The following is a 10,700-nucleotide window of genomic DNA, read 5'->3' on the forward strand; positions in this document are numbered from 1 at the left end:
AAAAAAGGGATAATTCAGTCGCGGCCGTATTTGTCGTCGAAACGCACAATGTCGTCCTCTCCCAGGTAAGAGCCCGACTGCACCTCGATGAGTTCCAACGGCAATGTGCCCGGGTTTTCCAGGCGGTGTTTTTCACCAATGGGTATGTAGGTGGACTGGTTTTCGCTGAGCAGAAAACTGTCCCCGCCCCGTGTCACCCGGGCGGTGCCGGAGACCACGATCCAATGTTCGGCGCGGTGATGATGCATTTGCATGGAGAGCGAGGCCCCCGGTTTTACGGTGATGCGCTTGACCTGGAAGCGCTCGCCACGATCCATGCCCTCGTAATGTCCCCAGGGGCGGTAGACGCGGCGGTGAAACAGGCGTTCACGGCGGTTATGATCGCGCAGGTGCGCGACAATGTGTTTCACGTCCTGGGCACGATCCTTGGGCGCCACCATGACGGCATCTGCGGTTTCGATCACAATCATATTGTCCAACCCCACCCCGGCAACCAGGCGGTGCTCGGCCACCAAGAGATTGTTGGTGCTGCCGTGGGTGATCACGTCGCCTTTGGCCACATTGCCATCGGCATCAGCACCACCCACTTCCCACACCGCGGACCAGGCGCCCACATCTGACCAACCGGCGTCCAGTTCGACCACGGCAAGGCTGAAATCCTCAGCGGCACGTGCGCCGGCGATTTTTTCCATTACGGCATAGTCAATGGAATCGCTGGGACAGGCTTTGAAGCTCTCGGCATGGAGACGATAAAAATCCGTATCGGCCCGGCCTTTTGCCACGGCCTCTCTGCAGGCAGCCAGCATCTTCGCCTGATACCGGGCCACGGCGTTCAGCCAGATCGAGGCCCGCATGACGAACATGCCGCTGTTCCACAGGTAATCCCCGGAATCCAGATAAGCCTGAGCGGTGTCACGGTCAGGTTTCTCAACGAAGTCTGCCACCCTGTGCACTTGCGGCGTTTCGGTGAAGGCGCGACCGGCCCGAATGTAGCCGTATCCTGTTTCGGGCCCGGTCGGTGTGATGCCAAAGGTGACCAGCGCACCGGCTTGCGCCACCGCGGCGGCCACCTCCACGGCATGGTTGAATGCGTCTTGATTCTGCACGACATGATCGGCTGGCATAACCAGCATCACCGGGTCGCGCTGCTGTGCCTCCAGGCGCAGCGCGGCCACGGTAAGTGCCGGTGCGGTGTTCCGTCCCACAGGTTCCAAAAGGATGTTGAGCGACGCACTGCCCAGCTCCAGCAGTTGCTCAGCAACCAGGAAACGGTGTTCTTCGTTGCACACAATCAGCGGTGCGGCAGCCGGCGTCACCACCGGGGAGACCCGCATCACGGTTTGCTGCAGCAGCGACCGGTCCCCCGCCACCGGGAGCAGCTGCTTGGGGAAATGTTCGCGGGACAGAGGCCAAAGACGGGTGCCTGAGCCACCGGACAAAATTACTGCTTGTATATCCATGGGTACAAAACGTCAACGTAGGTGGCTGGAGACAAGGCTTCGGGCCGCTGATCGCCCGTTGTTTAATGATAGCAACTCGTCATATCCCTGGCATCCAAAGACAGCACGGAAACGGGAGGGGGGCAGAGCGTCCCCCTCCCCTACCGTAACGTACTGCTTTAATCTGGAGCTTATTCTTGCTCCCTGACAACAATCCGCGCCCGATTGAGCTCCAGCAACTTCACCCCTATGCCTTCGACCTGGGTGAGCTGATCGGGTGAGGAAAAGGCACCATGGTGTTTCCTGTACTCCACAATCGCCGCTGCCTTGACGGGGCCGATGCCCTTGAGTTCCTTGGATAAAGTTTCGGCATCGGCGGCATTGATGTTCACCGTTGCCGCCAAGGCCCCAAGGGACAAGGTCATGGAGAATAGTACGAACACCAGCTTGCGGAAGTGTTTCACGGTAAGCCTCCCTTCTTATTATGTGCTTGTAATCGTTATTGAAATTCTCCCTGGAGACTGCGGGAGCGGGCTGCCGGCAACGTCGCTGCAGCCCGATTCAGAGGCTACCAGCTTTCAACAGCGGATAAAAGCTTGCGCGTGATCGAGTTCCTTCTGGATGCGCTCCAAGGCGGCGCGTGGATCACTGGCTGCGGTGATGGGGCGTCCCAATACGAGGTAGTCCGCACCGGCCCTCATCGCCTGGCCGGGCGTCAACCCCCTTTTTTGATCGTCACGCCTTGCACCTTGCGGCCGTATGCCCGGCGTTACCAAGGCGAAATCCTGACCCAATGCGGCGCGCAGCGGCGGTGCTTCATGGCCAGAGCACACTACACCGTCCAGGCCGCTGGCGGCGGCGAGCCGCGCCAGGCGGTTCACGTTGTCAGCAACCCCGTCTTTGAGGCCGACGGCATGAATGTCCTCCTCGTCAAGGCTGGTGAGTAACGTCACGGCGATCAGCAAAGGCGCTCCAACACCGGGGGGGACGGCCGCCCGGGCGGCATCCATCATCCGCCGCCCTCCCAGGGCATGGACGTTCAGCATCCAGACGCCCAGATCCGCCGCCGCCTTGCAGGCACCGGCAACGGTGTTGGGAATATCGTGGAATTTAAGGTCCAAAAACACCTCAAAGCCCAGCCCGATGATGCGCTGCACCAATTGCGGTCCCGCCCGGGTAAACAGTTCTTTGCCAACTTTGACGCGACAGCGTTTGGGATCAAGCTTCGCCAGCAGTTGCTCCGCATCTTTGATGCAGGCAAAGTCCAGGGCGACGATGATGCGTGGCTCCCGCTCGACCCTTCTCATTTCATTCCCCTTCCAGGCCTCGTATCGGCCGCACACTGTTCCAGTGTTTGCAACCGGGACACTGCCAGTAAAGCGATTTACCCATAAAACCGCACTGGTCGCACTGATAGACGGCTTTTTCCAGAAACAAGCGTTGCAGCGTGTTCTGAGCCACCGACAAGGTCCTCCCCAAATTGTGGGCAGGATCAAACTGCTCCAATGACAGCAAGTGTTGCAAACCGCGCAATGACGGCTGCTGTCTCAGATGGTTTCTGAGGCAATCCAGCGCGGCCGCTGAACCATGAATATGCTGGATGGACTCAGCCAAGGCAACCAAAGTCGTCACACCACCATAGCGCTCGAACAAGCCCTGAAGATAGCGGCAAAGCCGCTCCTCTTCCCCCATTCGGCGATAGCAGTCAACGATGGCCGGGATGGCTTCTGACAAGTAGGCCGGGTTTTGTTTTTCGATGCCCTGAAATATCTGCAAGGCCCGCCCGGGGTCGGCATTCTCGGCGGCCAACATGAGTCTGCCTTGCGACAGGCTCGCCCGCACACAGTTCGCATCGGTGCTCAGCGCTTTGTCCAGATAGTCCAGGGCATGACCCGCATGCCCATCGGCCAAAGCCTGTTCGGCCAGTTCGCAATAGTAGTGGGCAATCCGGGTACGTTGCGGTTTGCCGCTTTCCTTCTGCAAGCGCCGGGCCGTATCTATGGCGCGTCCCCACTCTTTCTCCTGCTGGTAGATATCCAGGAGCAGCGTGAGAGCGCTGCGCCGGTATTGTTTCACGTCGCAAAGATCGCAAAAAAGGGTCTCGGCCCGATCGAACAAGCCTGCTCTCAGATTGTCCTTGCCCAATTCGAACAAGGCCTCCGCCCGCTGCTCCGGCGTGAGGTTCTGTCGCTCGAATATATTTTGGTGGATGCGGATGGCGCGATCCACTTCGCCCCGTTCGCGGAACAGACTGCCGAGAGCGAGGTGAATTTCTACCGTTTCACCGTCGACTTCCAGCATGCGGACAAAGACTTCAATCGCTTTGTCCGGTTGTTCATTCAGAAGATAATTGAGGCCTTTGTAATAGGCGGAGGATGGCGGCGGGGTGGCGGAATTCGTTCCTTTGCGGCGAACATCCTGTTTGGCCAGGAACCAACCCGATGCGGCTGCTGCCGGAAGCAGCAGCCACAATAACTCATACATTTCAGAAGCTGTCTCGCAAGACCATATCTTCGGCGAGCGCCTGTTCTTTCTCGCTATTGTTTACTGATTTGCGCAACTTGGATATTTTCCGTCTGGCGCCGGCCATTTTCATCAGGTAAACCACCAAACCCAGCACCGCTCCCAGCGCAACTGCCAGCACAATCAGCAACGACAAGGGAACACTCAGGGTTCCGAAATAATAGTTGATTTCTACAGTGTGCGAATTTAGCAGCGTAAAGGCGACGCCGATCATGAAGACCGCCAACAGAAAAATCAGTTTAATGAGTCGCAGCATGATGCCTCCCTCTCAGTCCCCACCAGACCCATGGTGGTGTGGCTCGTATTGGATACCGGTTGCTTGTCTGCACGCCTGTGAATTCATGTCACTGGCACTGCGGGACGGGCAGCGCTTCCCCCGCGAGCGGATCAACTGCCCCTGCCATTGACCCTTTCGCGCAGCTCCTTTCCCGGCTTAAAGTGCGGCACGTATTTTCCGACCAGGGATACCGATTCGCCGGTTTTGGGGTTCCGGCCCACCCGCGGCGGCCGGTAGTGCAAGGAGAAACTGCCAAAACCCCGGATTTCGATACGGTCACCTCCGGCCAGCGCATGCGCCATCTGCTCAGTCAGCGTTTTGACCGCAAACTCTACATCTTTGTATGTGAGTTGTTGACCTTGTTTTTGGGCAAGCTTCTCAATCAATTCCGACTTGGTCATGGTCATTGCTCCGCACTCACACTCAGCGGAAAACGGGACTGCGGGCTGCGCCACAAAGCCACTCCGCCATCATCCACCCATGGACAGTTCGTGCCAGTATATTGCCTGGCGCGCAACACGCTTCGGCTCAAACCTTTTGAAATGTCGGAAATAATCATAATATCAGCGACGGGCGCCAGCGTCGAGTTGACACCCGGCGCTGGCGCTTCATTTCGGCTGACGGGCACCCATCACTTGGATTTGTTGTTTTTCATCTGCTCCTTGAGGAGGTCGCCCAAGCTGGTGCCGCCGCTGGCCGCAGCCGCGCTGCGGTTGTAGTCTTCAATGGCTTCCGCCTCTTCGTCACTGTCTTTGGCCTTCACCGAAAGCATGATCGAGCGGTTCTTTCGGTCAACGCCGGTAAATTTCGCCTCCACCGGGTCACCGATGCTGAGTACGGTGCGGGCATCCTCAACCCGGTCCCGCGACAGTTCTGAAGCCCGCAAATAGCCCTCCACACCGTCGCTCAGTTCCACCACGGCGCCTTTGGCGTCCACGTCCTTGACCGTGCCGGTGACGATGCTGCCCTTGGGGTGCTCGGCCACATAAGAGGACCAGGGGTCTTGCTCCAGTTGCTTGACACCCAGTGAAATACGCTCCCGTTCCGCGTCGATGGCCAGGACCACGGCTTCGATCTCGTCGCCTTTTTTGTATTTGCGCACGGCCTCTTCACCGGGCTCGTTCCAGGACAAGTCGGAAAGATGCAGCAAGCCGTCGATGCCGCCTTCCAGGCCCACGAAAATGCCGAAGTCGGTGATGGACTTGATGGCGCCCTGCACCCGGTCGCCCTTTTTGTGGGTGGCGGCGAATTCTTCCCAGGGATTTGCGCGGCATTGCTTCATCCCCAAAGAAATACGGCGGCGCTCCTCATCGATGTCCAGCACCACCACTTCCACTTCATCGCCCAGATGCACCACTTTGGAGGGATGGATGTTCTTGTTGGTCCAGTCCATTTCCGAGACGTGGACCAGACCTTCCACGCCGTCTTCAATTTCAACGAAGCAGCCGTAATCAGCAATATTGGTGACCTTGCCGAAAATCCGGGTGCCCACTGGGTAACGGCGGGCGATATCGACCCAGGGGTCTTCCCCCAGCTGTTTCAGACCCAAAGAGACCCGTTGGCGCTCGCGGTCGAATTTCAGCACCTTGACGTCGATTTCATCGCCCACGTTGACGACTTCAGAAGGCTGCTTGACGCGTTTCCAGGCCATGTCAGTGATATGCAGCAGACCATCAATGCCGCCCAGATCCACAAAGGCGCCGTAGTCGGTCAGATTCTTGACGATGCCTTTGACCACTTGCCCCTCCTGCAGATTGGCAAGCAGTTGTTCGCGCTCGTGGCTGGTTTCCTCTTCCACCACAGCGCGGCGGGAGACCACAACATTGTTGCGGCGCCGGTCCAGTTTGACCACCTTGAATTCAAGGTCCTTGCCTTCAAGGTAGGTGGGGTCGCGCACCGGGCGCACGTCCACCAACGAACCCGGCAAAAAGGCGCGAACCTCGCCCACGTCCACCGTAAAACCACCTTTTACCTTGCCAGTGAGCATGCCGTGTACGGTCTCGCCGTTTTCCAAGGCGCGTTCCAGCAAATCCCAGGTGCGTGCGCGCTTGGCTTTTTCGCGCGACAGGCGTGTTTCACCAAAGCCGTCTTCAACGGCCTCCAGTGCCACTTCCACCAGGTCGCCGGCCTTGACATCCACCTGGCCCTGTTCATTTCGGAATTGCTCGATGGGAATCTCGCTCTCGGATTTCAGTCCTGCGCTCAAGACCACAGAGTCCGGACGGACTTCAACCACGGTGGCCTCGACGATGGCGCCGGGTCGCATTTGTTGGGAGGCAAGACTTTCCTCGAATAACTGTGCAAAGCTTTCGGTCATTGATCTGGTGAACCCTAGTGTTAACGCCGCATAACCGCGTTTATCACTGTGTTGTGTTCCTGAGAAGGAACGTAAGTAAAAACATGCCCGCGACCCTGCCACGAACATCCCAATTACGGAAAATCCAAGGACACCGCCAGACAGCGGTGCTTCGTCACAAACCGGAGCGGGCCCGTCGGGCCCATTCCGCCAACACCGTCTCTACCGCTTCTTCAATACTCAAACGCGTGGAATCAATAACCCGCGCATCGGCCGCAGGTTTCAAAGGAGAGACCGGACGCTGACTGTCACGCTGGTCGCGTTCCGCCAGCTCATTTAAAATGTGGCGTAGCGTAACACTCCGCCCCTTTTCCTTCAACTGCTTATAGCGTCTTTTTGCCCGTTCTTCCCGGCTGGCGGTCAAAAAGATTTTCAGCTCGGCATGCGGAAACACCGTGGTGCCCATGTCACGGCCGTCAGCCACCAGGCCCGGCGGCGTTCTAAAGGTGCGCTGGCGTGCCAGCAAGGCCGAACGCACGGCGGGCAGGGCGGCGACCCTGGAGGCCGCCTGACCACAGGACTGGCTGCGGATCTCATCGGTAACATCTTGATTTTCAAAAAGCACCACCCCCTGCCTTTGCCCATCTTCGGCAAAGCGCACATCCAGTGCCGAGGCCAGGGCGGCCAGGGCCTGCTCATCTTCAAGGAACAGGCCGCGGCGCAAAGCGGCCAGGGCCACCAGGCGATACAGGGCGCCACTGTCCAGAAAATGCCAGCCCAGGCGCTTTGCCACCTGGCGGCTGACGGTACCCTTGCCGGAGCCGCTGGGGCCGTCGATGGTGATGACGGGGGCGTTGGCACGTGGTGTTGTGCTCACGACGGGGACACTTCCAGGCCACAGGCCTGGGCCAGCTCGACGAAATCAGGGAACGAGGTGCGCACATTGTCACAGTCGTGGATGGTGATGGGCGCTGTTGCCCCCAGCCCCGCCACGCTGAACGCCATGCTGATGCGGTGATCGCCGTGGCTCCACACCTCGCCGCCGCCAATGCGGCCGCCACGAATGACAATGCCGTCAGCGGTGGGGTCGGCAACAACACCCAGGGCGCGCAGACCCTCGGCCATGACCTGGATACGATCGCTTTCTTTCACCCGCAACTCGGCGGCGCCGGTGAGCACTGTCTCCCCGTCGGCGCACGCAGCAGCGATAAACAAGGCCGGAAACTCGTCTATAGCCAAGGGCACCTGATCTTCCGGGATGGCAATGCCCCGCAAGCGACTGCTGCGCACGCGGATGTCGGCAACGGGCTCACCGCCCACGGTGCATTCATTCATCACTTCCAGATCAGCGCCCATCGCCCTGAGAATAGTGATAATTCCCGTTCGGGTGGGGTTGAGACCCACGTGTTCCACGGTCATATCTGCACGATCGGCAATGGCCGCTGCAACCAGAAAAAAGGCGGCCGATGACATGTCACCGGGCACATCGATACGGGTCCCTTTCAGGGGCGTGCCACCGGCAATACACACCGTGGCGCCGCTTTTTTCCACCGGATGGCCAAACGCCTGCAGCATCCGCTCGGTGTGGTCACGGGTGGGCGCGGGCTCGGTCACGCAAGTGCGTCCCTGGGCATACAGCCCGGCCAGCAGCAGCGCCGATTTGACCTGGGCGCTGGCCACGGGCATGGCGTAATTAATGCCCCGCAGGCGGGCGCCGCCGTGGATCACCACCGGTGGTGTGCCGGCGGGACTGGTGTCGATGAGAGCGCCCATGCGCCGGAGCGGCTCGGTCACCCGTTTCATGGGGCGCTTGCTCAGAGACGCATCGCCCGTGAGGGTGACCTCGAAAGGCTGGGCCGCCAACAGGCCACACAGCAGCCGCATAGAGGTGCCGGAATTGCCCAGATTCAATTCCCCGGGTGGCGCTTGGAGGCCCGTAAGGCCAACGCCTTCAATAACCACCCGGCCGTCCCGGGGGCCGTCGACGGGCACCCCCATGGCGCGGAAGGCGCGTAAGGTGGCAAGGCAGTCCTCTCCTTCCAGAAAACCACTGACCTCAGTGCAGCCCTCGGCCAGGGCCCCTAACATGATGGCGCGGTGGGAAATGGATTTATCCCCGGGCACCCGGATCCGCCCCTGGCACCGGGTACTTGGTTCAACCTTGAATGTTGTGCTCATATAACTATCGGATTTATAAAAAATTAACCGTCAATTTTGCGGGCCACAGGCCCGCTCCCGGGCCCGTTTGGCCCGCTCGAACACTTCCAGCAGCACCTCACTGTCGGCGGCCGCGATACGGCCCCGCAAGGCCGCCAGGGCCTCCAGGTAGCGGTCCACGGCCTCCACCAGGGCCTGCCGGTTGGCCAGGCAGATGTCGCGCCACACGATGGGGTCGCTGGACGCGATGCGGGTGAAATCTTTAAAGCCTCCGGCGGCGAAACGGAAGATATCGGCATGCTCCTCCAGGCGGGCCAGCTCATCCACCAGCACGTAGGCCAGCACATGGGGCAGGTGGCTGGTCGCCGCCAAAATAGTGTCGTGGCGTTCCACACTCATGGTCACCACCTCGCCGCCCAGTCGTTGCCACAAGGCTTGCACCCGGGCAAGAGCGCTGGGAGAGGTTTCCGGCTCTGGTGTTAGTATCACTTTCCGTCCCTGAAACAGGGTCGCAAAGGAGGCCTCCACACCGCTTTTCTCGGTACCGGCAATGGGATGGCCCGGCACGAAATGGGGTGGCAGACGCCCAAAGGCGGCCCGGGCGGCGGCCACCACACTGCCTTTGGCACTGCCAGCATCGGTCACGATGGTCTGGGCACGAACGGCCGGGGCAATGGCGCGCAGCACCGGCTCCATGGCCCCCAGGGGCACCGCCAGCATGATCACGTCCGCCGTCGCCGCGGCGCGGGCGGGGTCCTGCTCAAAACGGTCGATGACACCGAGGGCGACGGCCTTTTCCAGCTCGGCGCGGCTGCGCCCCACGCCGACGATTTCGCGGCACAGTCCCGCGCTACGGGCGGCGCGGGCAACAGAACCGCCGATCAGGCCGACGCCGATGATACACAGTGTCCCGATCACGCCTCCGCCGCTCCGTCCATGGCGGCCGCCGTCAGAGTTTCCGCCCCAGGGCCTGGGCGATGGCACCGAGTTCGCCCATCAGGGTGTTCAGCTCCGCCGGACTCAGGGCCTGATCAGCGTCGCACCAGGCTTCCGGCGGCGTGGGATGCATTTCCACCAGCAGACCGTCGGCCCCCGCCGCCACCGCCGCCCGGGCCAGGGCGGGCACCATCCAGGCCTTGCCACCGGCGTGGCTGGGGTCGATGATGACGGGCAGATGGGTTTCCCGCTTGAGCACGGGGATGGCGGTAACGTCCAGCATGTTGCGGTAGGCGGTCTCGAAACTGCGCACCCCCCGCTCGCAAAAGATGATGTTGTGATTGCCGCCGGCGGCGATGTATTCAGCGGCCATGAGCCACTCGGAAAGGGTGGCGGACATGCCGCGCTTGAGAATCACCGGCTTGTGGACCCTGCCCACCTCTTTGAGCAGGTCGAAGTTTTGCATATTACGGGTACCGATCTGGATCACGTCCACGTCGTGCTCCAGGAAAGTGTCCAGCATGCGTACATCCATCAGCTCGGTGACGATGGGCAGGCCGTGCTGCTCCGCCGCGCGGCGGAACATCTCCAGGCCCTCCACCCCCACACCCTGGAAGGTGTAGGGACTGGAGCGGGGTTTGAAGGCCCCGCCCCGCATCAAGGTGCAACCGGCCGCTTTCACGGCGGCCGCGGCGGCGTCCATTTGCGGCTGGGTCTCCACGGAACACGGCCCCGCGATCACTTGCACCCGGGGGCCACCCAGGGGAATGCCTTTGATGTCGATGACGGTGTCGTCGGGATGGGACAGGCGCGAGACGATTTTGTAGGGCTTCATCACCCGCACCACGCTTTCTACGCCGGGCAGCACTTCCAGCGCCTCCACGTCGATCTTGCACTCGTCGCCGATAGCGCCCACCACCGTGCGCTCCACGCCCCGCGAAACGTTGGCGCCCATACCCATGGCCGCAAGTTTTTGCTCGACGCCATAAAACCGCAAGATGTATTTTGCATTTTGACTGGAAAAAATAATCTCTTTTTCATACAGCCTGAACAGGTTTTTTAGATTAACTAT

11 protein-coding genes are annotated in these 10,700 nt (G+C 60.4%); all 11 read right to left on the bottom strand.

Annotated features, from left to right (window positions below; genetic code table 11):
* Nucleotides 1–14 precede the first annotated feature (14 nt).
* The 11 genes from ENJ19_08735 to aroF all read right to left on the bottom strand — a co-directional run bounded on the left by ENJ19_08735 (nucleotide 15) and on the right by aroF (nucleotide 10,589).
* Entirely contained in the window at nucleotides 15–1,460 is a 1,446-nt protein-coding gene (locus ENJ19_08735) for a mannose-1-phosphate guanylyltransferase/mannose-6-phosphate isomerase (GenBank protein ID HHM05816.1), read from the bottom strand.
* A 170-nt stretch (nucleotides 1,461–1,630) separates the two neighbouring features.
* Nucleotides 1,631–1,864 carry a helix-hairpin-helix domain-containing protein gene (locus ENJ19_08740; protein HHM05817.1) on the bottom strand — a complete coding sequence of 78 codons (234 nt, stop codon included), beginning with the start codon at nucleotides 1,862–1,864 and terminating at the stop codon, nucleotides 1,631–1,633.
* Between the two features lie 153 nt (nucleotides 1,865–2,017).
* Nucleotides 2,018–2,746, bottom strand: a complete 729-nt coding sequence (locus ENJ19_08745; protein HHM05818.1) for an orotidine-5'-phosphate decarboxylase — start codon at nucleotides 2,744–2,746, stop codon at nucleotides 2,018–2,020.
* A gap of 1 nt (nucleotide 2,747) precedes the next feature.
* The gene (lapB, locus tag ENJ19_08750; protein ID HHM05819.1) at nucleotides 2,748–3,923 is read right to left on the bottom strand and encodes a lipopolysaccharide assembly protein LapB; all 1,176 of its coding nucleotides are present in this window, start codon (nucleotides 3,921–3,923) and stop codon (nucleotides 2,748–2,750) included.
* 1 nt (nucleotide 3,924) lies between these two features.
* Nucleotides 3,925–4,218 (bottom strand): LapA family protein, encoded by a 294-nt coding sequence (locus tag ENJ19_08755; GenBank protein ID HHM05820.1) that lies wholly within the window; start codon nucleotides 4,216–4,218, stop codon nucleotides 3,925–3,927.
* A 131-nt stretch (nucleotides 4,219–4,349) separates the two neighbouring features.
* Nucleotides 4,350–4,640: an integration host factor subunit beta gene (gene ihfB / locus ENJ19_08760; GenBank protein ID HHM05821.1), complete on the bottom strand. Its 291-nt coding sequence runs from the start codon at nucleotides 4,638–4,640 to the stop codon at nucleotides 4,350–4,352.
* A 230-nt stretch (nucleotides 4,641–4,870) separates the two neighbouring features.
* A complete protein-coding gene (locus ENJ19_08765) occupies nucleotides 4,871–6,556 on the bottom strand; it encodes a 30S ribosomal protein S1 (GenBank protein ID HHM05822.1) in 1,686 nt (561 codons plus the stop codon).
* Between the two features lie 154 nt (nucleotides 6,557–6,710).
* Nucleotides 6,711–7,412, bottom strand: coding sequence for a (d)CMP kinase (locus ENJ19_08770; protein HHM05823.1), 702 nt, complete (start codon nucleotides 7,410–7,412; stop codon nucleotides 6,711–6,713).
* A complete protein-coding gene (gene aroA / locus ENJ19_08775) occupies nucleotides 7,409–8,713 on the bottom strand; it encodes a 3-phosphoshikimate 1-carboxyvinyltransferase (protein ID HHM05824.1) in 1,305 nt (434 codons plus the stop codon). Before aroA ends, ENJ19_08770 begins: the two co-directional genes overlap by 4 nt.
* A gap of 30 nt (nucleotides 8,714–8,743) precedes the next feature.
* Complete coding sequence (locus tag ENJ19_08780; GenBank protein HHM05825.1) at nucleotides 8,744–9,610, bottom strand: prephenate dehydrogenase/arogenate dehydrogenase family protein; 867 nt, start codon at nucleotides 9,608–9,610, stop codon at nucleotides 8,744–8,746.
* A gap of 31 nt (nucleotides 9,611–9,641) precedes the next feature.
* Nucleotides 9,642–10,589 carry a 3-deoxy-7-phosphoheptulonate synthase gene (gene aroF / locus ENJ19_08785; GenBank protein ID HHM05826.1) on the bottom strand — a complete coding sequence of 316 codons (948 nt, stop codon included), beginning with the start codon at nucleotides 10,587–10,589 and terminating at the stop codon, nucleotides 9,642–9,644.
* Between the last annotated feature and the right edge of the window lie 111 nt (nucleotides 10,590–10,700).

Source organism: Gammaproteobacteria bacterium, assembly GCA_011375345.1.
Classification (GTDB): domain Bacteria; phylum Pseudomonadota; class Gammaproteobacteria; order DRLM01; family DRLM01; genus DRLM01.

Excerpts from the sequence above, each read along its gene's own strand:
- ENJ19_08735 (HHM05816.1), bottom strand. The coding sequence starts at position 1,460 with ATGGATATACAAGCAGTAATTTTGTCCGGTGGCTCAGGCACCCGTCTT.
- ENJ19_08765 (HHM05822.1), bottom strand. The coding sequence starts at position 6,556 with ATGACCGAAAGCTTTGCACAGTTATTCGAGGAAAGTCTTGCCTCCCAA.
- aroF (HHM05826.1), bottom strand. The coding sequence starts at position 10,589 with ATGGGTATGGGCGCCAACGTTTCGCGGGGCGTGGAGCGCACGGTGGTG.
- ENJ19_08745 (HHM05818.1), bottom strand. The coding sequence starts at position 2,746 with ATGAGAAGGGTCGAGCGGGAGCCACGCATCATCGTCGCCCTGGACTTT.
- ENJ19_08740 (HHM05817.1), bottom strand. The coding sequence starts at position 1,864 with ATGACCTTGTCCCTTGGGGCCTTGGCGGCAACGGTGAACATCAATGCC.
- ENJ19_08755 (HHM05820.1), bottom strand. The coding sequence starts at position 4,218 with ATGCTGCGACTCATTAAACTGATTTTTCTGTTGGCGGTCTTCATGATC.
- ihfB (HHM05821.1), bottom strand. The coding sequence starts at position 4,640 with ATGACCAAGTCGGAATTGATTGAGAAGCTTGCCCAAAAACAAGGTCAA.
- aroA (HHM05824.1), bottom strand. The coding sequence starts at position 8,713 with ATGAGCACAACATTCAAGGTTGAACCAAGTACCCGGTGCCAGGGGCGG.
- lapB (HHM05819.1), bottom strand. The coding sequence starts at position 3,923 with ATGTATGAGTTATTGTGGCTGCTGCTTCCGGCAGCAGCCGCATCGGGT.